Origin of the sequence: Nitrosopumilus sp., assembly GCF_025698945.1 — an archaeon.
In the GTDB taxonomy this organism is placed as follows: domain Archaea; phylum Thermoproteota; class Nitrososphaeria; order Nitrososphaerales; family Nitrosopumilaceae; genus Nitrosopumilus.
On sequence record NZ_JAILWM010000001.1, the window covers coordinates 611,328 to 633,009 of the forward strand.

A 21,682-nucleotide genomic window follows, 5' to 3' on the forward strand; every position below is an offset into this window, starting at 1 on the left:
ACCAGATTCATGGAGGAGGAACCTAAAGACATCATTGTTTTAGGAGCAATAAAAAACGGCATCAAAAAGTTTGATAAAATTCAAAAAATTACAAACATCAAACCTGAAGAGCTTAATTTGATTCTCGAAAAACTTGAAAAAAGAGAACTAATCAAAGTTGAAGAAAAAAAGGGATGGTTAGGGAAAAAAATTGAGTTAAATGTAACTGAAAAGGGCTCACGAGAAGTAGATGAGCGTATCCACGAAATGCAGTCAAAATGGAACCAAATGTCACAGATATATCAAACAGAAGATAAAGAGAAATTAAAACAATACATGGATGAGAACAAATCATTTCTTCCAATGATGATGTTTTTTGGAGTAATGGATATCATGATGTTTTCAATGATGTTTAGTATGATTGGAATGGCAATGACAGATTATGTTCCTGCAGAGAGCATTCCAGAAGGAATTGGAGAAGGTATGGATGGTGGCGACACAGATGTGGGAATGGATGATGGTGGATTTGATATTGATATTGGTTTCTAGTGGGAATTTTATAGTCAAGTAAAAAATGAATTATGATTGATGTATAATTCATTTGATAATTCAGGATTGGTAAAAGTCTTAACATTCTTACAAACACACAATACAGAGTATCTTTCAGGTCAGGATCTTAGCGATGTATTAAGAATTAGCAGGGTTGCAATTTGGAAGCATATTAAAAAAATTCAAGAGTTAGGATACACAGTAGAATCAAAACAAAAACTAGGTTACAAATTAACTACAAACTCTAATGCTTTACTCCCATGGGAAATTACACGTGGATTAAAAACTAAAGTGATTGGTCAGCAGGCATATTATTTTGATTCAATAAATTCAACGCAAATTCAGGCTCTGAAAATGGCAGTAGATTCAAAAACCAATGGGGCAGTGATCGTATCTGAAAAACAGACTGGAGGAAAAGGAAGAGCAGGAAGAAAATGGATTTCTCCAAAAGGAGGTATTTGGTTTTCAGTAATTTTGCATCCTAAATTTGACATCACCATGACAACATTATTTCCAATTGGAGCGGCACTAGCATTATCAATTGCGTTGGAAAAGACTTTTAGGATTTCACCTGAATTAAAATGGCCAAACGATGTAACAATTAATGGAAAAAAACTTGCAGGGTTGCTAGTTGATGCATCTTTTGAATCAAATAGAATCGAAAATCTCGTTTTAGGGATTGGAATTAATTTTGATATAGATGCAAAATTAATTGAAAAAAAATTAAAAGGTACACCAAATTTTTACGGAGTTGCATCACTAAGTGAGCAAAAAAACAAAGCTAGACCTGTGGATTTAGTACAAGCATTCTTAGTAGAATTAGAAAAGATTTTTCAAATGCTAAACCAAAGACAAACTAAAAAAATTATTTCAGAGTGGACAAAGAGATCTTCAACTATAGGAAGGAATGTAGAGATCAATACGTCTGATGGAAAAATTAATGGGAAAGCAACAAAAATTGATGATGATGGTGCCTTAGTTATTTCAAAAAATGGCAACACTGTTAAAATAATTGCTGGCGATGTGAATCATTTGTCAAAATAGTTATCTTTTAGTTTTTTTAGGTGTAGATTTAGTAACTTTTTTGGGTTTTTTGACAGGCTTCTTTTTTGTAGAAAGTAGTTTGGATTGCTCTTTTAGAATTTCTTTTAATTCGTGCTGAATCTCAAAAATAGAAGATAGTAATTCCTCAAGAGCCGTAGTGTATTGAGAGTATGCAGATATCAAATTGGTTTTGGTTTTGTTAGCCTTTATCAGGTATTCGTTTGAACGCAATAGATTAGTTGAGGAGACTAATTCAGGGATATCTGATGTTTGTTCTCCCAACTGAGACAGTTCAGATTGTGCCTCTTGAATTTTTTTTCGTAAATCATAAATAATTTCCCCAGCACCGATCTCCGTCAATACAAAAACTCCAGTTATGAATAAATTAAAGATTTTCTTATAGCCTCAACTAATTATTGGATACAAAGAGATAATCGTGACCAGAGTAATATAAAATAGAAATACAGATATCTAAAATTACAATAATAAAAAAAATACTATGAGAATAAAATATCTAATTGCCATAGTGATGTTAAGTTCTATAATCATTGAGGCAAATGCTCAAAGTGAAGAAAACCCAGAACAAATGTTCAATCAAGCAAATAATCTATTTGTTAAAGGTGAATACAAAACAGCTATTTCAATTTATGATCAAATTTTAAAAATTGCACCTAATAATATTTCTACGTTAAAAATGAAGGGAATTGCTCTAAGCAATCTTGAAGAGCATGATAGATCCTTAAAACAATTTTTCAAAGTTCTCCAATACAAACCAAAAGATATTACTGCATTAACTGGAATGGGTGTAGGATTTGGTAATTTAGGCGAATATCAAGAATCAATAAAATATTTTGAAATTGCATCAAAAGAAAAACCAGACAGCATAGTAATTAACAACTATAAAGAAATTGTTCAAAAAGTAATTAACAAGTTTCCATATACGCCTACCAAGAAACCAATTGGGTTAGAGAGTACAAAAGTTATTTCAATTCCTGATTGGGTAAAAACAATTTCAAAATGGTGGTCTGATGATTCAATAAAGGATGATGAATTTATCTCAGCGCTACTATACCTCATTGAAAATAATATAGTTCAAGTTCCCACCACAGAAAATACAAGTAACAATGATGAAAAGATTCCGGATTGGGTAAAAAATAATGCTGGCTGGTGGGCAGATGGGACTATAGAGGATGCAGAATTTGTTTCAGGCATACAATACATGATAAAAAATGGATTCATTACAATTAGTTTTAAAGAATCTAAACAAAAATCACAAGAACAATTAGATAATGAGTTTTACTTGTTTGAAAGATATCTTAGAGATATTGTAAATAATATTTCTAAAGAGAAGAGATACATAGAATATCCCAATCCAAGCAAAGACGTAATTAAAAAATTTCTAAGAGATTATGTTAAATGGAATTTTGAAGAAGAGGTAAAGAAAGCATCAGAGAACTTTCCAAATCCAACATACGAAATTGTTGATGATATCTACATAATTTACTATAAAGTATACATCAATGAACAACCAACGGGACTTCCATTGGATCATGTAAGTACATTAGAGAATTCATTTGTATTTTGGGAGAAACAGGAATTAAATTCAAACAACCAAAAAGCAAAGATAGTTTTCGAGATGACTGAGAAAAAACACGAAGCCAATGTGTGGGTTACATGGGTAGTTCGCAATATTGGAGAGGGTGTTTTAGGTCATGCTCATCTTGGAAAAGGAGTTGTAGAAGTTACACTTGGCGATTATAATTGTGATGGCAGTTTTCAATTATACGATGTCAAGAGTGTTGAGACAATTATGACTCATGAGTTAGGACATTCAATTGGTTTAACACATACAGATGAAAAAAACAACATCATGTATCCATCATACACACCATCTTATGCATTTTGTTTACTAAGCTAGAAAATCAGATCTTATTCTAAAAATTGAGAATAAGTATTAGCTCAACCTACACACCAATAACCCGTTGAAATTAGGTAAAACGGATAAAAAGGAATTACAGGTATTTAGTATTATTATGCTCAAAAATGCCATGGTTTCCGGACCAAAGTGTCCCGCATGTGGAGATAAAAAAATGGTCACAGATCAAAACACAGGAGAATTGTTCTGTGGGAAATGTGGTTTTGTTGTTACAGATAAAATTACAGATACAGGTGCTGAATGGAGATCTTTTGCAAACGACGATACCAACAGAACAAGGGTTGGTGCAGGAACATCGCTTACAATGCACGATATGGGATTATCAACAGTGATTGGAGCAGTCAACAAGGACTCTACTGGAAAACCATTATCGGCAAGTATGAAAAGTTCTATTGAAAGACTTAGAACGTGGGATAGTAGAACACAAGCACATTCATCTGCAGATAGAAATCTAAGACAGGCACTAAATGAGATGGACAAGCTAAAAGATAAACTTGCTTTAACAGATGCAGTTGTAGAAAAAGCAGCTTACATTTACAGAAAAGCAATGGAGAAAAAACTGGTAAGAGGTAGATCCATTCAAGGATTAGTGGCAGCATGTCTTTATGCGTCATGTCGAAATACAGAAACACCAAGAACATTAGATGATGTTGCAAAAGGAATTAACATCAGAAGAAAAGACGTAGCAAGATGTTATAGATTAATTTTTAGAGAATTAGAATTAAAAATGCCAGTAGTAGATCCGGTTAGAGGTGTATCCAGAATTGCAAGTATTGCAGAATTAAGTGAGAAGAGTAAGCGAAAAGCAATTGAAATTTTAGATCAGGCTAAGAAAATAGGCATGGTGGCAGGAAAAGATCCGATGGGAATTGCAGCTGCTGCATTATATCTAGCATGTATTAGTACAGGAGAAGTAAAATCCCAAAAAGAAATCTCAATTGCATCGGGAGTGACTGAAGTCACTATTAGAAACAGATGTGCGGGACTAAGAAAAATGCTAAATGAATAAAGATGCCAGAAGATAACTGGTCAAATTGGCTAGATTTTAATCAAGAATATTTCAAAGACATTCCTGAATCTGCAGGTGTGTTTATGATGCATCAGGCAATGAAAATCTTATTTATAGGGGGTTCAGAAAATATCAAAAAAACAATAATTGAATTATCAACAAATGATTGTATTAGAAAAGCAACAAGATTCAAGTATAGAAATGAAGAAAATTTTGAAAAGACCAGACTTGAATTAATTGGAGATTTTAAAAAAAGACACGAAGGAAACCTTCCTGACTGTATGCAATAAAAGATTATTTTTTAGATGTTTGAAATTCTAATTTATCCCAAGGAAAAACAACATAATCATCATTTATGGTTTTTTTAGCATAAACTAGTTGTTTTGGATATTTTTTACCACGTCTAGCAAATAAAGTAACAAAAACTAATTTTGACGGATCATCAACATTTGAAATAATTTTTTTGAAGGTATCTCCTGAATCATAAATATCATCTACAAAAAGAGAGGAAGCGGAAATCTTCTTTTTATCGACAAAAATTTTTTTTATTCCTAAGTGATCTGCCATTAATCGAGATGGAACCAATCCTCCTCTACTTACGGTAGTAATACTAGAAAAAGATCTTGGCAGTTTTGAAATTTTCTTGGATAAATTCTCAATCAAATATTCTATGTCATTCCAAGTGATAAATTGTTCAGTAGGCATATTACAAAAATACTAACTCTAGAATTAAGTTGTTATGATTAGAAAGTCTTCATAGTAGATTTTTTCAATGAAGCAATCAATTTTAGGATTTTAAAAGGAATCTTTCCAAAATCAACATCTTTCTCACAGGAAACTAACAAGACATTATCATCAACCAATGGGAAACTCATGATGATTACTTTGTCCCTATAGGACATTGAAAAATGTACTTCTCCAAATTCATTATCAAACTCATGTCGCATTCTAACGCGTAAAGCAAGTTCCATGAACATCATCTCATCTTGTTTTTTAGCTTCGAGGGAAAGTAATCCTTCTTTCATGCCTCCCGCCATCAGATGGCCTCTGTTATTGATAAAACGTGCAGAGCGTATCTTAGGATCTAAGTTATCAATTTTTTGGCAAATTTTTTCAAGTTTCTCAACATCATCCATTTGTTTAATTAAACTAGCGATCTATTTATTGCGAGCTGTGATAATTGAAATCTGTGCAACCAGAATCACCTAGCAAAGAAAATGAACCAGTGAAAAACGAGACGGATTCAGCAAAAAATGTTACCGATTACTATAAACATTTGTCACTTTTTTGGACTGATCTTATTCATTTAATGTCTAGTAAACCACAAGCTTTAGCTTCAATTGGGCCAATGAGAGCATTTGCAGCAAATTCAAAAAAAGTATCTACAGAATTAATCGAGATTAATGAAAGCCTATTAGAATTTAACAAATATCTTACAGAGTATTACAAACAGCTTGCAGAAACATGGGGGGTTGCTCAAAAAAAAGTGAATCTGAAATCACCCGAAGTTCCTCAAGATGTAGAACAAATAGAAGCTTTCAAGAGGATATGGATAGATATTTTCGATAATGACTTTACAGAATTATTTGACTCCGAAAAGTTTGGAGAAAATTATGGCAAATTAGTATCAAAAGAGTTAGAACTTACAAAGCATTGGAACAACATCACAAATGTAATTTTGCAATCAGTTAATCTCCCTAGCAAAGAAGAAATAGATGAAGTTTACAAAGAAATGCATTCTCTTAAAAAACGAGTAGCAAAACTTGAATTAGAATTAAAGAAAAAGGAATCAAAGAACAATGCAAAGTGAATCAAAAATCGACCCTAAGATAATCGAAGAGATTTTAAAATTTAGTAAAAATGTTATCAATGCTCCAAAATTAGTTGCAGCCCCTGACGAAATTACTTTAGAAGTTACACCACATGACGTTGTACAAAAAATGGATAAAACAAGATTGTTACATTATAGACCTCTAACTGAAACACAACACAAAACTCCCCTACTGATTTCATATGCGTTAATTAATAGATATCATATTCTTGATATCCAACCAGAAAAAAGTTGGGTTAGAAATCTTCTTCAACAAGGATTTGATGTATACATGTTAGATTGGGGAACGCCAACAAGTATGGACAAATACCTTGATTTTGATGATTATGTAAATGGATACTTGGATACTTATGTTGAACACATCAAAAACGAATCATCTGTAGAAAAAATTTCATTGCAAGGTTACTGTACTGGTGCAACTATTGCAACTGCTTATGCATCATTGCATCCAGAGAGCGTAAAAAACTATATTGCAACAGCCCCTGTAATTGATGGTTGGCGAGATACCACAGTAATCAGTAATCTTGCAAAACATATGGATGTAGATAAAATGGTGGAAATCATTGGAAATATGCCTCCCGAATTCATGTATTATTGTTTTTCAGTGCTAAAACCATTTGAACAGGGAATTGAAAAATATGTGAATTTTTTCAAAAACATAGATAATAAAAAATTCGTAGATAATTTTTTGAGAGTTGAAAAATGGTTAGGAGATACACCTCCAATTCCAGGAGAGCTTTTTAGACAATGGATCAAGGACATCTATCAAGATAATTTACTAATTCAAAATAAGATGCATATTGAAGGAAAACTTGTGAATCTTAAAAATATCAACATGCCAATGTTTACTCAAGTTGCAGTTGGAGATCACCTAGTTTCCCCTGAATGCAGTATGCCTCTACATTATGCAATTGGGAGTGAAGATAAAACATTGAGAATGTATCCTACGGGTCATGTAGGAATGATTGCCAGTTCATTATCACAAAAGAAGGTACTGCCTGAGCTTGGACAATGGTTATCGGAAAGATCATAAAAAGAAAAAAGGTAAAAAAATACCACTAGTTGTTCTTTGTTGTAAATGCTGTAATCCAGGATTGTAGAATGTTTCTGTTTAGGTCAGCAAATGATTTTGCATTATCGTTGAATGTTTTGATGTTTTGTTGTGTTGCATCGATAGTTGCAAGTGCTACTTGATTTTGTATTGAAGCTGCCTTTACAAATTCTTCTGTAGTATCTCTAATTACTTTAAGAGTTGCCTCTGGTATGTTAGTTGCAACACCTGCTTTCTTTGCATATTCTTTTTGTAGTGTGATTGTTGAATCTACAATATTTTCATATGCTTGTAGGTATTCTTGCTGTACGTTAGTAATTGATTGATGATACTGTGGTACGGATTGTTTAATACCAGTAAAGAGTTTGTCTACGTTTTCCTGATATACTGAAAATACATCTTTTGTATTTCCTGTAGTTGTTTCGTTTTTACTCATTGTTTCACCTCCTTAGTTTTTGATTTTTTTGCAATTGGAAGGACTATAACTTGAACCAAGTCGCCTTCACTTAATCCGAGTGCATTACGTTCTGCCTCTGGAATTGAAATTCTGCCATTACTGCTGACAGTTGTTTTGTATGCCCCCCAATTCATAAAAGAGGGAAGCATTTGACCAATACTGAACATTGTTTCCATGCTTTTGTTTTGCATAGATGTCATGTTTTGCATGACAGCATTTTGAGCATTCTTTGTTTTTTCAGAAACTTCACGAAGAGTATCTAAAGGGTTGAAATTTTGAGAATTTTGATTTGTCATCAGTGAACCAAAATTTTTCATAAATTCGGCTTGTGCTCTTCCACTTTTTTGAATCCATGATTTGAACATTTCAGTAGGATCATACAGGTTTTGATTACCACTCATAGGTAATAGTAGGCAATATTAGGTATTTAAACTCATCTATGGAGAATCCAAAAATTCTAGAACCTTAGATGCAAATGTGTTAGGATCTTGAACATAAGGTGTGTGACCACACCCATCCATTCTAAAAAATCTGCAATCCTTTATAGCAGAAATAAAATCATCAGAATAATTTATCGGGATTACAGGATCATCAGAACCCCATATTATCAAAGTAGGAACAGAAATTGATGAAAGTTTGGATGTTAGTGATTCAGAGTTTTTTAATCCAAGTAATGTAGACATAAAAGCTAGTTTTGCATTTGGTAATCTCATTCTTTCAACAAATGCATTAACTAGAGCATCATCAGGGCTTTCTCCAGAAGCTTCCATCATCTCAAAAGCATTTTTAGCACTTTGTTCATTTGGATACAATGCAGCCATAATGTATGCATCAAGTGCAGGAGTAGATTGTTTCATAATACCAGCTGGAGAAACCAAAATTAGTTTTTCAATATTATCAGAATGAGAAGAGGTATACTCTGCAGCAATTTGTCCTCCTAAAGAAGATCCAATAAGATTTGGACGCTTTATTCCAGATTCAATAAAAAATTTTTCCAAAAATTCTGCAAAAAAATCAGGAGTATAATCAACTAATGGTTTATCACTATATCCAAATCCAATAATATCTGGAACAATTACACGATATTTTTTTGAAAAAAGAGGAATAACTTTTTCCCATCTTTCAGCAGAAGCGCCTAACCCATGAATTAACACTAAGGTGTTCCCAGAGTCACCTGATTCAAGATATCGTATCTTATTTTCTTCGATCTGAAGAAATTTTTCCTCCACAGATTTAGCTTCAATGAAGATGACTAGATAAATATTAGTAATTTAGCGATCTTCAGAAGATAAATTACACATATGATAGATAGAGATTCAGTAACTATCTTTTTTAAGATCATCAAAAAGTTAGATTTGTGATCAAAAAGAAAATTTCAAAAATTTTGGTTCCTTTAGATGGATCTAAGAATTCCCTTAGAGGTTTAGAGATGGCAATTTCATTAGCTAGGAATTGTGGAGCAACACTTACTGGAGTTTACTCACTTTACGCACCACCACATTCAGAGTTTAAAGGAGTAGGCTCTGTAGAAAAGGCACTCAACACAGAGGTAAAAAAATTCATGGATGAAGCAAAAACTTTGTCTGCACAAAATGGGATAGTTTTTAATCAAAAAATCATGAGTGGGGAAATTGGATATAACATTATTAAACTTGCACATGGAAAAGATAATTTTGATATGATAGTTATAGGCTCAAGAGGAAGAAGTGCCACCAAAGAGATGTTCTTTGGAAGTGTATCAAATTATGTCATACACACATCAAAAATCCCAGTAGTTATTGTAAAATAATTTTATGAGAATCCGTGTTTTTTGAAATATTTCTGGTGATATTCTTCAGCTTTATAGAATGTGGGTGCAGGAACAATTTGTGTCACTATAGGCTTATCAAATTGGCCTGATTTTTCAATTTTTTCTTTAGATTTTTCAGCAATTTCTTTTTGCTCATCATTATGATAAAAAATTGCTGAGCGATATTGAATTCCTACATCTGGGCCTTGTCGATTTAATGTTGTAGGATTGTGATTATTCCAAAAAACATCCAATAATTCTTCAAAAGATATTTCATCAGGGTCATATTCTACTTCTACAGCTTCTGCATGTCCAGTCTGATCAGTACAAACTTCTTCGTATGTAGGATTAGGTAATTGACCACCAGTGTATCCAACAGTTGTTGATTTCACACCTTTTGTTTTACTAAGTAAATCTTCAACATGCCAAAAACACCCAGCACCAAAAGTTGCTTTCATAAAATAGAAACACAAAGCATAGAATTAAAACTATTCTAAATCATTCAACTAAAATAATATTTTCTTGAATAAGATATTTTATTGAGTTTATGAATTCTTGTTGTGAAATTAATTCTTTTGACCACCAGTGAGCAGTATTTCTAAACCAAGAAGGGATTTCGTCTACTGAAGTTTTTCCATAGTCTAGTCCCGGAATTGTAATAATGTTGTTATCCAACATAAAATCTAATCCAATCATAAACTCATCATCTGAAATTTGACCGGTTGCCCAATTTTGAGCATATGATTTAATCCATACAGGAATGTATGTATGAAATCCCAATACGTCATAAATGGTTCTTCCTTCAAATTGTGAGTCAAACCAAGAACGGTATTGGGATTCAGAATTGTATCTATTAATATAGTACTGAGGAGATTTATCAAATGAAGGAAAATTCTCTATATGTGTTGTTTCATATCCAACAACATCATCGATTGAAAAGTTTGGAAACTGTGAATCAAACCATATTTTATAATCAGATTCAGAATTGTATCTATCAATATAGTATTGAGGAGATTTATCAAATGAAGGAAATCCCAACAGTTTCATTTTTGGATTAATCTTATAGAAAATTTCAGTTTCCAATTCATCATCAATTAATGAGTCATTGGTGGGAATAGTCGGGGATTGATTTGGGGGAGAATTATCAGAAGGTTTAGTTTCGGATTCTGATTCTTTTAAATTTGTATATTGAATTGTTTTTTCAAAATTTTCACCATAACTAAGTTTTAGAGTATATTGACCATCTTCAGACCACGTAGGTCCACCAACATTAATGGACTTTGAAAAACTTCCAGAAGTTTTGGGAATTATACTATCAATATGGGCCAATCCATTTCCACTAGGGGTAATGATTTGAAGGATTATTGAAGGAATGGAAGAATCATAAGACACACTTCCAGAAATTACAAGTGAATCTCCAAAGTAGTATTGGGATTTGTTGGTAGAAACATTTTGAATCTCAGCATTAGAAGAGATAAATGAAACTGCAATTAAGATTGCAAAAAATAAAACAAGTAATTGATGCATAGCGGAACTCTGTGATTTTGAATTTAAGGTTTTGGTATATTTTGTATATTAGTTAACATCAGTAAAAATTTCTACAACTTTTTTTGCAAGACTTTCAATATTTACAGTAGGTTCAGCTGATATTAGTAATAGAATTTTTGTGATAGGAAATGGGAAACTCACTAAAACAGCCTTGTCACGTCTTGCAGCTAAATAATTTATAGGACCCAGACTTTCATCAAACTCCTTTCTTATGGATGCCTTTGAAACAAATTCCAGAAAAGACTGTAGTTTAGTCTCATCATGCTCATATGGAACAAGACCTTCCTTGAAGCCACCTGCTATTAACTGACCAGCATTATCAACAATCCCAGCAAATCGGATCTCAGATTCTTTAAGAAGTTCATTGCACTTTTCTCCATATAATTGAAGAAATGCATCAGAGTTTGACATGATAATCTAATCAAAGTATCAAAAATAAAAACCTAGCCAATAAAGATCCAAGCCAGTTAATAGTAGATTGAAAATGATAGTAAAAAAATAGATTTTAAATTAATCAGAATTTGAGGGCAATTGACATTTTAACAACGCATAATCAATGATCTTTTTTTGAGAAGCAGTCTTCATTTTTTTAAGGGATTTGAACAGAATTGTTTCAACATACGAAGAATATTTTTTTAAAATTAATTTTTTTAATTCTTTTCTATGCTCCACATAGTAATCTGTTAAAGGCTCATAAACTGATGAGCCGATTAGTTTTTCTTCTAAAATGGAAAACCCTCCAAGATGAATCATTTGTCTAATTTCATCTAAACCATAATGCTCTGAAGACCACGTAAATTTTAAAATACCCAATTTTGATGATGACGGTTTGTTAATGGTGATAGGAATTGCTAAAACAAGTAAGCCGTCGTCAACCAATACTCTTTTTGATTCAGAAATAAATTTAGAAAAGGGTTTAAAGTGCTGTGCAGACTCCAATGCCAAAACCCTATCAACAGATTTGGTAGAAAAAGGCAATTTAGTTGATGATGAATTTACAAATTCAATATCTTGTTTTTTTTCTGATAAATAAAGTTGAGAGTAATTGGTATTTACACAAAAAATAAAGAGATTATCAAATATATTTTTCCAATAAATTGCAGGTGCAGAAAGTCCACTTCCAACATCTAGAACTTTATTAGCTGAATCTAGATCAGCCATTTTTGCAAAAGTATAGGATAGATTTTTTTGGGCAGATTGAGGTTCTCTGTGTTCAGAATCCCACAACCCAAAGTTTAGCATATTACCCCCAGTTGCCAGCTGCATTATTGGAGATAATGTACTGTAAAGTTGTACAACATCTCTTTCGTTTCTTCTAAGAGTCCAAAGTAAGACATCGAGGGGATTAATAGAAATCAAAAATATATTCAAATTTAATTAAAAAACAGACTATTAATTTCTAGGGCAAACCTTCTGAATCATCAGCACAGTGTTTGTGAACCCATTTTTCATCATTGTTTTTTACGATTTCCTTTCCTGGTTGAATTTTATCCCCACAGGAATTACACGATGTAGCAAATTTTGCTTTCATAATTATCAATAATTTGTGAAGATATATCCACTATGTTGGACTTTTTGTTAACTAATGATTAACATGTTTTATAAATTTGAAATAACTAGTTATCATGTGAGCAATCCAGATTCTAATTTATCATCAAAAATAATTATTGCAAAATGGACAGATAGGATTTTGGCTTGGTTGATTGATTTTATCATAATCTCAATATTTTCAACAACACTGGTTTTAGTTGCCTTTGGAACAATAGACTATGAAACATCAGAAGAAATGTTTTGGGCGGAGAGTGTACAATACATTCCATCCAGTATCATTTTCTTTTCATATTGGACTATTTTAGAATATAAAACAGGTCAAACAATAGGTAAAAAAATTCTAAATCTAAAAATCACAAACATTAACGGAGATGCTCCAAGTCTAAAAGGGGTTTTGATTAGTAGTTTCGGAAAATCATTTTTGCTTCCAATAGATGTGATATTAGGCTGGGTTTTAACCAATGAAAAACGTCAAAGAGTGTTCAACAAATTAGGAGATACGTTAGTAGTTAAAATAAAAAGTTCTGAGGAAAAGTCAGGTATTGAATATTCAAAAGACTAGATTTTGTCATTTTTTGTTAAACAAATACTTTGAAGTTTTTACCAACAGATCTATTAGTGACAGTCGATCATTTTTCTTGAATGTCTGATAGCCAAAAGGAATGGTGGATTGGATTACCAGAAGAACTTCAAAAAGATATAGAGTTTGAAGAATAATAAATTCATCTAAATCCAAATTCCCAAAAATGGGAAATTATCATCAATAGTGTAATATTGATTATGGACGATGATTAAAGAACAAATATTGTAAAAACAAAGTGAATCAAATGAAAAAGATTACTGCAATTTTCTTATCAACATTATTACTTTCATTAGTACATTCAATGAATGCTGATGCTTCATTATTAACTCCAATGAAAGAAAAAGAAAAGATCTTAGGAGAGTTAGAAGAAATTAAGAATAATTCTGAAATTTCTGAAAAAACACAGAAGAGTATAGAAGATGCCATTACAGAAATCAAGAAGAGTTTAGAACCTCAATTGTGGATAGACGAATCAACATTAAACCACAAAGAGGGGAAAAAAGTTTTTGATAATGAGGAAAAAGCTATCAAAAAATTGGATACAATTCTAAAAGATAAAAAAGAATCAGATGAAATTAAAAGAAAACTCATTGAAATTATTAAGAAGTTATTATCATCTTCGAAAATATTAATCAATACTGCAATTGATGAATACGGTGCAGAAGTTGCAGATGAAAAAACAATTAAGAAATTTGAAAAGACAATAAAAGAATTAGAAAAAGCAGATATCTCACTACTTGAAGAAGATTATGTAAAAACTGCCAATCATTATGGCAAAGTATGGAAACAGATTCAACATATTTTGAATGAACCACATGCTAAAAAGATGAAAACAGTAAACGAAGGTTCAGTAGATTTGAATTATGACAAAATAGATGATGTGTATATCAAAATTGTTGATTCAGGGAAAAAAGACAAACCAATTAAAATGGATATAAAAATCAGAGATGCTTGTGTAAATGGCGATATTCCAGAGGATGCTGCAATGAAAATGGCATTTATGGGACCAGGAATGTATGTAGTAAATGAAAGATTAACAGATGAAGGTTTTCATGTTACCAATGAATGGTTTAAAGAAAATGATGATGATAAGCAAATTGATCGTTTTACAGAAATAGTGACATTCTTTTCATTGCCACCTACAGGAGACGATATGATTCAGGGAACCATATCGGATGGTTCATTTGATCATAATGATAGTGGAATTAAAGAGATTGAAGGCCAAACAGGTTGGGAGGGTTCAATAGAGATCAAAGGATATCCAGGACAATACGAAATGGTCCTATTTTTTCCATTAACATCCCCTACAAATGAAGGAGATGATTGTAACATCATTTCAGCAATTTCAATACCCTTTGAAATAAATCCTTAGAGGATAAATTATTCAGAGAGGTAGTTTAATACTAAATGTAGTTGGTTTGTTGGATACTGAAATGGTACCACCATGTTGTTCTATAATGCTTTTGCAAATTAATAATCCTAGACCAGTTCCTGTATTTTTTGTGGTAAACATAGGTTCAAAAATTTTTGCCATGTCTTTTTCAGGTATTCCAGGACCAGAATCTTTGACTTGAATTAGCACATGTTCGGAATCAGAAGAAATAGAAATATCAATTTCACCATTACCATTAACAGCTTCAACAGCATTACTAAGTAAATTAGAAAAGACACCTTCCATTTTTCTAGAATCGCATTTAATTGAAACATCATTTTCAGGAAAATTAATTTTAACACCATAACTAGTATCAACATGATTTAATGCCAATTTCATTATTCTAATCAACGAATTGGGGGATTTTTTAATTTCAGTACTTTTTGCAAAGTCCAGCACATCTTCTATAATTCGATTCATATCCAAAATTGATGACTGCATTCGAATCCATTTTTCTTTTCCCTTAGAATCTAATTTAGAAAGAATCTCAGGTGTAAGCATTTCAGAATAGGTATGAATTATTGTTAATGGATTTTTTAGATCATGTGCAATTCTGCTTGCCATAGTACCAATTGTGGCCAGTCGTTCAGATTTTACTAAATCTTCAGTTTTGTTTTTGATTTCAGATAATAATTGTTCATTTTGGGTAATTAGTTGTTGTTCCATTTTTAATAGTTTTTCTTGAATTTCTTTCTCTTTTGTGATATCAGTTCTAAGTGCAACATAGTTTGTGATTTTATCATTGGAATCAATAATGGGCATAATTGTTGTTTTTACCCAATAAAATGAACCATCTTTTGCACGGTTTTTAATTTCGCCATTCCAAACTTCACCATTAGAAATTGAGTTCCATAATTTTGTATAAAATTCTGGTGGATGTTCATCTGATTTTAAAATCCTGTGATTCTGTCCAATTAATTCTTCTTCAGAATATTTTGAAATTTCACAAAACTTTTGATTTGCATATACAATATTTCCCTCTGCATCAGTTACGGCAGCAATTAGATGATCAGACACAACATCCTCCAAATCTGAAATATTCAAATCAAGTTTTTTCAATGATGAAATTATTCCCATATTCTACAGTTTTTTCCTATTTGATATAATACAAGCGATAGTATGTTATTTTCAATAACAGAGTAAATAGTGATTGCATTTAGAGGTAAAATCAAGATAATAGGCACAAATATATCAAAATGGCGTAATTTTTGGCAGTATGCTTAAGTTCATTATTTATGGGTAAAATTTGTGAGTCAAGATCCTAACTATAAAGCAACTACTGTAATTTTAGACGATATTGAAAAACATGGATTGATCCAGTTTAACAAGCAATATTGTGATGAGGAATTTTTTAAAAATTTCATAAAGTTTCAAACTTCTTTTTCAAATTCCATTAACAAAATTGTTATCAAACTAGATCCTTTTGAAAAGGATTATGAGGATATGATCATCTTTACAGTTTATTCTCAATTATCATTTATCAATTCACATTTTATCATAATTAATTTATTTTTAAAAATAATCACCAACCCAGATAAACTAAAAGGGGGTTTTGATGAAAACACAACTTTGAGTAACATGGTCAAAAAAATTTGTAATAAAATGCAATATCCTGAAAAATTAAAAAGATCAATAAGAGGTTTATTTTTACAAGATTTTAGAGATGCAATATCAAATCAACAGTACATAATGGATAAAAAAGGATTTTTAGTGATTTATCCAAAAGATCCAGATTTGAAAAAAAAACTAACAGTGAAAAATTTAGCAGATTACTCTATACAAATAATGTCAATATTTGAGGCCATGATGGATTGGGCAGATGGCAATAATTCTAAGAATACAAAACCAGAAAAAATGGAGAACATAGTTTATGATTTATTAAATCAGATTGAGTTGTTGGATAAAAAATTAAAAAATCTTTCATGAAAAAATTATGAAAGATTTTATTTTTAAAATTTAGTCGTGTATAGTTTTCACTAGGTGGCATTCAAAAATAAATAATTCATAGCATTCGCTATGAATGATTAAAAATGAATCATCGTACAAGTCGTGTATATTTTTCCACTTGATGAATTAAAAATGAATCATCGCGCATAGTCTCTATGTAAGTGGCTGAACCGATGTGTTGGTCTATTAGTAAAGGCTGGCTCACCACTCGCCGAAGCTTGTGATCTACACCACCTTCCTATCAACGCAGTCTTCTGCTGCCGACCTTCATCTTACGAAAGAATAACTTGTCTCGGGATAGGATTCGTGCTTAGATGCTTTCAGCACTTAGCCTAAATGGCTTAGCTGCCCGGCCTGCCTTATCAGACAACCGGTAAACCAGTGGCCACGCTGCTCTGTTCCTCTCGTACTGGGAGCAACTTCCCCTCAGTTATTCGCGCTTCCATCAGGCAGAGACCGACCTGTCTCACGACGGTCTAAACCCAGCTCATGTTCCCTTTTAATAGGCGAGCAGCCTCACCCTTGGCCCCTGCTGCAGGACCAGGATAGGAAAAGCCGACATCGAGGTACCAAACCGCGGGGTCGATAGGAGCTCTCGCCCGCGACGAGCCTGTTATCCCTGGGGTAATTTTTCTGTCACCTCCGGGCCCCAATAGTGGGCACACGAAGGATCGCTAAGCCAGACTTTCGTCTATGAATTCCGTGCGTTTGGAAATCCATTCAGTCGAGTTTTTGGCTTTGCCCTCTTCAACGGATTTCTGCCCCGTTTGAACTCAACTTTGGGCCCCTTTGATATCTTTTCAAAGGGGTGCCGCCCCAGCCGAACTGCCCACCTGCACGTGTCTCCGGTCTTCACTGGATAAGTGGTACTGCAAAAAGAGTCTGGTGTTACATCGTTGCTTCTTAACACCCCGGAGAGTGTTAAGCATGGCTCCCAGATACCCTGTGCAATTCTTACTATACCACAAGCACAAGCTGCAGTAAAACTCCACGGGGTCTTCTCTCCCCGATGGAAGTTGATGGACTGTTCGTCCACCTTATGTGGCTTCACCGGGTTGTAGGCGGGGACAGTGGGGCTCTCGTTGTTCCATTCATGCGCGTCGGAACTTACCCGACAAGGCATTTGGCTACCTTAAGAGAGTCAGAGTTACTCCCGGCGTTAACCGGCCCTTAGCTCGGTTGAACCCAAGTTTTAGGTACCGGCACCGGCCAGGATTCAGCGACTATACAAATCCTTTCGGACTAGCAGTCGCCTGTGTTTTTATTAAACAGTCGAAACCCCCTTGTCATTGCAACCTGCGATCCCCATTCCTCATGAAGATTGCAGGCATCCCTTATACCTAAGCTACAGGACTAATTTGCCGAATTCCCTCGCCATACGGTATACCCGTAGCACCTTAGCTTACTAAGCCAGCGCACCTGTGTCGGTTCTGGGTACGAGCTTGTATTTCGCTAACTACACAGTCTTTCATGGTCTCTTGGAATCAAGAAAACTCCGCTAACGCGGAGCCATTCCTACCTCGGACTAGTTCTCGTCATTACGACACTCCCCAATCCTCGAATAGTTAGATACAACGATGGTTGTACAATCTTTATCCGAAAGCGAACCATATAGCTCAAACGCTCCATACAAGGTACTAGAATATTAACTAGTTTCCCATTCGATATACTCTTTTGAGGCATACCTTAGGATCGACTACCTCCAGGCTGATAACGCATTGCCTGGAAACCCTTGCGCTTACGGTGGTATAGATTCTCACTATACTATGCTGTTACTGCCGCCAGGATCTGCAATAGAAACCGGTCCACAGGACGTTACCGCCCTGCTTCGACCCAATCACTACGCCAACCTACCACGAATCATCCTTTGATGATTATCTAAAGTATCGGTATTTTGCTTTAGCCCCGTCCGTTTTTGAGGCATCCCCCCTCGGCAGGTAAGTTGTTACACACTTTTTAAAGGATAGCTGCTTCTGAGCTTACCTCCCTGCTGTCTTGGCGAGAACACGCTCTTTAGCTTGACACTTAGCAAAAATTTAGGGACCTTAACTTCAGTCTGGGTTAAACCCCTTTCGGTCATGAGCCTTACGCCACATGAACCCGTGTCCTTGCTTCTACGATGTATATCCGTTCGGAGTTTGAATGAAAGGTGAGGGATTTCTCCCCCGCGCCTCTCTATCAGTGCTCTACCGGAAACACTATCTCCACAAAGCACGCCCTGCGAGACGCTTCGGTTGGAACTAGCGAGCGCCAGTCTAGATTGGTTTTTGACCCCTATTCCCAAGTCACAACAACGATTTGCACGTCAGAACGTCTTAAGACCTCCAGCGGGCTTTCGCCCGCCTTCATCTAGCTCAGGAATAGATCGACTGGCTTCTAGCCTAGCCGCCATGACTCAACGCACTTTCACACGCTTCTCCTCACAATGCTGCGAGAACTCGGTTTCCCTTCGCCTCCACCTTTACAGGTTTAAGCTTGCCATGACAGTTAGCTCCCTGGCCCGTGTTTCGAGACGGAACGCGTGACACTGACGATTTGAACATCAAATCTTCAACTCTATTGCTAGAATCTCTAATCTGAAAAAATCACCTTCCATGCCACGCACGTCTGTAAGTAATAGGTTTCATGCACTTTTCGCCCCCCTTCCGGGGTACTTTTCAGCTTTCCCTCACGGTACTAGTCCACTATCGGTCTTGAGAGATATTTAGCCTCGGATGCTACTTTCACCCATATTCATTGCCCACTACCAAGGACAACTACTCGGGTATGAATAGGACTATTCACACTTCGCTTACGGGGGTATCACCCGCTATGCCAGAACTTTTCAGATCATTTCAGCTGTGTTCCAAGATTCCATATTATCATACCAAAACACCACATCTCCCGAAGGATTCAGTTTGGGCTCTTTCCTTTTCGATCGCCTCTACTTGGGAAATCTCAATTGATTTCTTTTCCACGTGGTACTAAGATGCTTCAATTCCCACGGTTCGACTTCCAATACTAGTGTACTGGAATACACAAAAGTGTAAGATTCTCATTCGGACATCTCGGGATCATAGGATGCGTGCGCCTACCCCGAGCTTATCGCAGCTTGCCACGTCCTTCTTCTCTCCTCAAGCCTAGCAATCCACCTATTACCGTCTTTACACCGGCAAATTCAGCCACATATTACACGACTATGCACGACGATCATCGCAAGTCTCCTGGCAGAGACCCGCTACATCCTTCATACATCACTTTCGTGATGCATTGCATCGATGATTCAATGTGAAGATTAGTGCATCCGTACACTTTCCATGTCTAAGGAGGTGATCCGACCGCAGGTTCCCCTACGGTCACCTTGTTACGACTTTTCCCTTGTCACGAACCTCAAGTTCGATAACGCCAATCAGACGTCACCTCGCTAAAAGCTCACTTCAATGAAACGACGGGCGGTGTGTGCAAGGAGCAGGGACGTATTCACCGCGCGATAATGACACGCAGTTACTAGGGATTCCATATTCGTGAGGGCGAGTTGCAGCCCTCAGTCATAACTGTGGTAATGTTTGAGGATTAACTCTTCCTTTCGGATTTGTGACCCATTGTCATTACCATTGCAGCCCGCGTGTGGCCCCAGAGTTTCGGGGCATACTGACCTGCCGTGGCCCCTTCCTTCCTCCGCATTAACTGCGGCGGTCCCGCTAATTCGCCCCACTACTCCTGAGAGTAATGGTGGCAACTAGAGGCAGGGATCTCGCTCGTTACCTGACTTAACAGGACATCTCACGGCACGAGCTGGCGACGGCCATGCACCACCTCTCAGCTTGTCTGGTAAAGTCTTCAGCTTGACCTTCATTCTGCTGTCTCTCCGGGTAAGATTTCTGGCGTTGACTCCAATTGAACCGCAGGCTTCACCCCTTGTGGTGCTCCCCCGCCAATTCCTTTAAGTTTCATACTTGCGTACGTACTTCCCAGGCGGCAAACTTAACGGCTTCCCTGCAGCACTGCATTGGCCACAAGCCAATGCATCACTGAGTTTGCATAGTTTACAGCTGGGACTACCCGGGTATCTAATCCGGTTTGCTCCCCCAGCTTTCATCCCTCACCGTCGGACGTGTTCTGGTAGACCGCCTTCGCCACAGGTGGTCATCAATAGATCAAAGGATTTTACCCCTTCCTACCGAGTACCGTCTACCTCTCCCACTCCCTAGCTCTGCAGTATTCCCGGCAGCCTGTACGTTGAGCGTACAGATTTAACCGAAAACTTACAGAGCCGGCTACGGATGCTTTAGGCCCAATAATCATCCTGACCACTTGAGGTGCTGGTTTTACCGCGGCGGCTGACACCAGAACTTGCCCACCCCTTATTCACCAGTGTTTCTAGGACTGGCAAAAGGTTCCTTTAGCAGAAACCACTCGGATTAACCTTGTCGTGCTTTCGCACATTGCAAAGTTTTCTCGCCTGCTGCGCCCCATAGGGCCTGGGTCCGTGTCTCAGTACCCATCTCCGGGCCACTCCTCTCAGAGCCCGTACCTGTAATAGTCTTGGTGGGCCATTACCTCACCAACAAACTGATAGGCCGCAGTCCCATCCTACGGCGATAAATCATTTGGAACATAAACCATTCCAGGCATAATGTTCTATCGGGCATTATACTCAGTTTCCCGAGTTTATTCCCGTCCATAGGGTAGGTTGACTACGCGTTACTGAGCCGTCTGCCTTGTATTGCTACAATGACTCGCATGGCTTAGTATCAATCCGATAGCAGTCAGGTCCGGCAGGATCAACCGGATTCTGATCATTAATTTTGATTATTGAAGTACATGTTGTACTAAATTGGAATTGACGGATGCACATAATCTTCACATTTCAGAAATGATCATTTGATCAGATCCTCATTTTGTATGCGTAACTGGAGGCCCATGAATCACAAAATGGCATAATACCATACTTCATCACAAGCGCCGCCTATTGCGTTACGTATGCAGAAGGTGAA

General features: G+C 35.6%; 23 protein-coding genes and 2 rRNA genes. 11 read left to right on the plus strand and 14 right to left on the minus strand.

Annotated features, from left to right (window positions below; translation table 11 throughout):
* Positions 1–9 precede the first annotated feature (9 nt).
* Entirely contained in the window at positions 10–528 is a 519-nt protein-coding gene (locus K5790_RS03900; protein ID WP_297592575.1) for a hypothetical protein, read from the plus strand.
* 36 nt (positions 529–564) lie between these two features.
* Positions 565–1,572 carry a biotin--[acetyl-CoA-carboxylase] ligase gene (locus K5790_RS03905; protein ID WP_297592576.1) on the plus strand — a complete coding sequence of 336 codons (1,008 nt, stop codon included), beginning with the start codon at positions 565–567 and terminating at the stop codon, positions 1,570–1,572.
* Here K5790_RS03905 and K5790_RS03910 read toward each other — a convergent pair whose 3' ends face one another.
* Complete coding sequence (locus tag K5790_RS03910; protein ID WP_297592577.1) at positions 1,573–1,932, minus strand: hypothetical protein; 360 nt, start codon at positions 1,930–1,932, stop codon at positions 1,573–1,575. It lies immediately after the preceding gene.
* Between the two features lie 139 nt (positions 1,933–2,071).
* Between K5790_RS03910 and K5790_RS03915 the strand changes: the two genes are divergently transcribed.
* From K5790_RS03915 to K5790_RS03925, 3 genes are all read left to right on the plus strand, one after another.
* On the plus strand, positions 2,072–3,490 hold the full coding sequence (locus K5790_RS03915) for a M57 family metalloprotease (RefSeq protein ID WP_297592578.1): 1,419 nt from the start codon (positions 2,072–2,074) through the stop codon (positions 3,488–3,490).
* 115 nt (positions 3,491–3,605) lie between these two features.
* Positions 3,606–4,517 carry a TFIIB-type zinc ribbon-containing protein gene (locus K5790_RS03920; RefSeq protein ID WP_297592984.1) on the plus strand — a complete coding sequence of 304 codons (912 nt, stop codon included), beginning with the start codon at positions 3,606–3,608 and terminating at the stop codon, positions 4,515–4,517.
* A gap of 2 nt (positions 4,518–4,519) precedes the next feature.
* Positions 4,520–4,807: a hypothetical protein gene (locus tag K5790_RS03925; RefSeq protein ID WP_297592580.1), complete on the plus strand. Its 288-nt coding sequence runs from the start codon at positions 4,520–4,522 to the stop codon at positions 4,805–4,807.
* A gap of 4 nt (positions 4,808–4,811) precedes the next feature.
* Here K5790_RS03925 and K5790_RS03930 read toward each other — a convergent pair whose 3' ends face one another.
* Positions 4,812–5,222 carry a phosphoribosyltransferase gene (locus tag K5790_RS03930; RefSeq protein ID WP_297592582.1) on the minus strand — a complete coding sequence of 137 codons (411 nt, stop codon included), beginning with the start codon at positions 5,220–5,222 and terminating at the stop codon, positions 4,812–4,814.
* A gap of 38 nt (positions 5,223–5,260) precedes the next feature.
* Complete coding sequence (locus K5790_RS03935) at positions 5,261–5,653, minus strand: DUF6659 family protein (protein WP_297592584.1); 393 nt, start codon at positions 5,651–5,653, stop codon at positions 5,261–5,263.
* Between the two features lie 173 nt (positions 5,654–5,826).
* Between K5790_RS03935 and K5790_RS03940 the strand changes: the two genes are divergently transcribed.
* Both K5790_RS03940 and phaC read left to right on the plus strand, forming a co-directional pair.
* Positions 5,827–6,327, plus strand: coding sequence for a poly(R)-hydroxyalkanoic acid synthase subunit PhaE (locus tag K5790_RS03940; protein WP_367182856.1), 501 nt, complete (start codon positions 5,827–5,829; stop codon positions 6,325–6,327).
* Positions 6,317–7,381: a class III poly(R)-hydroxyalkanoic acid synthase subunit PhaC gene (phaC, locus tag K5790_RS03945; RefSeq protein ID WP_297592586.1), complete on the plus strand. Its 1,065-nt coding sequence runs from the start codon at positions 6,317–6,319 to the stop codon at positions 7,379–7,381. Before K5790_RS03940 ends, phaC begins: the two co-directional genes overlap by 11 nt.
* A 25-nt stretch (positions 7,382–7,406) precedes the next feature.
* Here phaC and K5790_RS03950 read toward each other — a convergent pair whose 3' ends face one another.
* The 3 genes from K5790_RS03950 to K5790_RS03960 are packed head-to-tail and all read right to left on the minus strand — an operon-like array spanning position 7,407 to position 9,085.
* Positions 7,407–7,835, minus strand: coding sequence for a hypothetical protein (locus K5790_RS03950; RefSeq protein WP_297592587.1), 429 nt, complete (start codon positions 7,833–7,835; stop codon positions 7,407–7,409).
* Complete coding sequence (locus K5790_RS03955; RefSeq protein WP_297592589.1) at positions 7,832–8,257, minus strand: AbrB/MazE/SpoVT family DNA-binding domain-containing protein; 426 nt, start codon at positions 8,255–8,257, stop codon at positions 7,832–7,834. Before K5790_RS03955 ends, K5790_RS03950 begins: the two co-directional genes overlap by 4 nt.
* A 36-nt stretch (positions 8,258–8,293) precedes the next feature.
* Positions 8,294–9,085, minus strand: a complete 792-nt coding sequence (locus tag K5790_RS03960; protein ID WP_297592591.1) for an alpha/beta hydrolase — start codon at positions 9,083–9,085, stop codon at positions 8,294–8,296.
* Positions 9,086–9,213: 128 nt separating this feature from the next.
* Between K5790_RS03960 and K5790_RS03965 the strand changes: the two genes are divergently transcribed.
* Positions 9,214–9,645, plus strand: coding sequence for a universal stress protein (locus K5790_RS03965; protein ID WP_297592593.1), 432 nt, complete (start codon positions 9,214–9,216; stop codon positions 9,643–9,645).
* 2 nt (positions 9,646–9,647) lie between these two features.
* Here the strand turns inward: K5790_RS03965 and msrA are convergent, their stop codons facing one another.
* The 5 genes from msrA to K5790_RS03990 form a co-directional block, all read right to left on the minus strand.
* Positions 9,648–10,103 carry a peptide-methionine (S)-S-oxide reductase MsrA gene (gene msrA / locus K5790_RS03970; RefSeq protein ID WP_297592594.1) on the minus strand — a complete coding sequence of 152 codons (456 nt, stop codon included), beginning with the start codon at positions 10,101–10,103 and terminating at the stop codon, positions 9,648–9,650.
* A 40-nt stretch (positions 10,104–10,143) separates the two neighbouring features.
* On the minus strand, positions 10,144–11,172 hold the full coding sequence (locus tag K5790_RS03975; protein WP_297592596.1) for a hypothetical protein: 1,029 nt from the start codon (positions 11,170–11,172) through the stop codon (positions 10,144–10,146).
* 48 nt (positions 11,173–11,220) lie between these two features.
* Positions 11,221–11,604 carry a DUF6659 family protein gene (locus tag K5790_RS03980; protein WP_297592598.1) on the minus strand — a complete coding sequence of 128 codons (384 nt, stop codon included), beginning with the start codon at positions 11,602–11,604 and terminating at the stop codon, positions 11,221–11,223.
* A gap of 99 nt (positions 11,605–11,703) precedes the next feature.
* On the minus strand, positions 11,704–12,552 hold the full coding sequence (locus tag K5790_RS03985; protein ID WP_297592600.1) for a class I SAM-dependent methyltransferase: 849 nt from the start codon (positions 12,550–12,552) through the stop codon (positions 11,704–11,706).
* A gap of 40 nt (positions 12,553–12,592) precedes the next feature.
* Positions 12,593–12,724 (minus strand): hypothetical protein, encoded by a 132-nt coding sequence (locus K5790_RS03990; RefSeq protein WP_297592602.1) that lies wholly within the window; start codon positions 12,722–12,724, stop codon positions 12,593–12,595.
* Between the two features lie 96 nt (positions 12,725–12,820).
* Between K5790_RS03990 and K5790_RS03995 the strand changes: the two genes are divergently transcribed.
* Both K5790_RS03995 and K5790_RS04000 read left to right on the plus strand, forming a co-directional pair.
* Positions 12,821–13,306: an RDD family protein gene (locus K5790_RS03995; RefSeq protein ID WP_297592603.1), complete on the plus strand. Its 486-nt coding sequence runs from the start codon at positions 12,821–12,823 to the stop codon at positions 13,304–13,306.
* A 265-nt stretch (positions 13,307–13,571) separates the two neighbouring features.
* A complete protein-coding gene (locus tag K5790_RS04000) occupies positions 13,572–14,699 on the plus strand; it encodes a hypothetical protein (RefSeq protein WP_297592605.1) in 1,128 nt (375 codons plus the stop codon).
* Between the two features lie 12 nt (positions 14,700–14,711).
* Here K5790_RS04000 and K5790_RS04005 read toward each other — a convergent pair whose 3' ends face one another.
* Positions 14,712–15,836 (minus strand): ATP-binding protein, encoded by a 1,125-nt coding sequence (locus K5790_RS04005; protein ID WP_297592607.1) that lies wholly within the window; start codon positions 15,834–15,836, stop codon positions 14,712–14,714.
* Positions 15,837–16,007: 171 nt separating this feature from the next.
* On the opposite strand from K5790_RS04005, the gene K5790_RS04010 reads away from it, so the two are divergent.
* Positions 16,008–16,685: a hypothetical protein gene (locus K5790_RS04010; RefSeq protein WP_297592609.1), complete on the plus strand. Its 678-nt coding sequence runs from the start codon at positions 16,008–16,010 to the stop codon at positions 16,683–16,685.
* 187 nt (positions 16,686–16,872) lie between these two features.
* On the opposite strand, the gene K5790_RS04015 is transcribed toward K5790_RS04010, so the two are convergent.
* Together K5790_RS04015 and K5790_RS04020 are read right to left on the minus strand one after the other, a co-directional pair.
* Positions 16,873–19,862 (minus strand): 23S ribosomal RNA (locus K5790_RS04015).
* Between the two features lie 147 nt (positions 19,863–20,009).
* A 16S ribosomal RNA gene (locus tag K5790_RS04020) occupies positions 20,010–21,480 on the minus strand.
* The 16S and 23S rRNA genes sit together here, the layout of an rRNA operon.
* Positions 21,481–21,682: the final 202 nt, after the last annotated feature.

Coding starts and splice junctions, on each gene's coding strand:
- K5790_RS03925 (WP_297592580.1), top strand. CDS start 4,520: ATGCCAGAAGATAACTGGTCAAATTGGCTAGATTTTAATCAAGAATAT.
- K5790_RS03975 (WP_297592596.1), bottom strand. CDS start 11,172: ATGCATCAATTACTTGTTTTATTTTTTGCAATCTTAATTGCAGTTTCA.
- K5790_RS03990 (WP_297592602.1), bottom strand. CDS start 12,724: ATGAAAGCAAAATTTGCTACATCGTGTAATTCCTGTGGGGATAAAATT.
- msrA (WP_297592594.1), bottom strand. CDS start 10,103: ATGAAAGCAACTTTTGGTGCTGGGTGTTTTTGGCATGTTGAAGATTTA.
- K5790_RS03955 (WP_297592589.1), bottom strand. CDS start 8,257: ATGAGTGGTAATCAAAACCTGTATGATCCTACTGAAATGTTCAAATCA.
- K5790_RS03900 (WP_297592575.1), top strand. CDS start 10: ATGGAGGAGGAACCTAAAGACATCATTGTTTTAGGAGCAATAAAAAAC.
- K5790_RS03930 (WP_297592582.1), bottom strand. CDS start 5,222: ATGCCTACTGAACAATTTATCACTTGGAATGACATAGAATATTTGATT.
- K5790_RS04000 (WP_297592605.1), top strand. CDS start 13,572: ATGAAAAAGATTACTGCAATTTTCTTATCAACATTATTACTTTCATTA.
- K5790_RS03980 (WP_297592598.1), bottom strand. CDS start 11,604: ATGTCAAACTCTGATGCATTTCTTCAATTATATGGAGAAAAGTGCAAT.
- K5790_RS03915 (WP_297592578.1), top strand. CDS start 2,072: ATGAGAATAAAATATCTAATTGCCATAGTGATGTTAAGTTCTATAATC.
- K5790_RS03940 (WP_367182856.1), top strand. CDS start 5,827: ATGTCTAGTAAACCACAAGCTTTAGCTTCAATTGGGCCAATGAGAGCA.
- K5790_RS03950 (WP_297592587.1), bottom strand. CDS start 7,835: ATGAGTAAAAACGAAACAACTACAGGAAATACAAAAGATGTATTTTCA.
- K5790_RS04005 (WP_297592607.1), bottom strand. CDS start 15,836: ATGGGAATAATTTCATCATTGAAAAAACTTGATTTGAATATTTCAGAT.
- K5790_RS03935 (WP_297592584.1), bottom strand. CDS start 5,653: ATGGATGATGTTGAGAAACTTGAAAAAATTTGCCAAAAAATTGATAAC.
- K5790_RS03920 (WP_297592984.1), top strand. CDS start 3,606: ATGCTCAAAAATGCCATGGTTTCCGGACCAAAGTGTCCCGCATGTGGA.
- phaC (WP_297592586.1), top strand. CDS start 6,317: ATGCAAAGTGAATCAAAAATCGACCCTAAGATAATCGAAGAGATTTTA.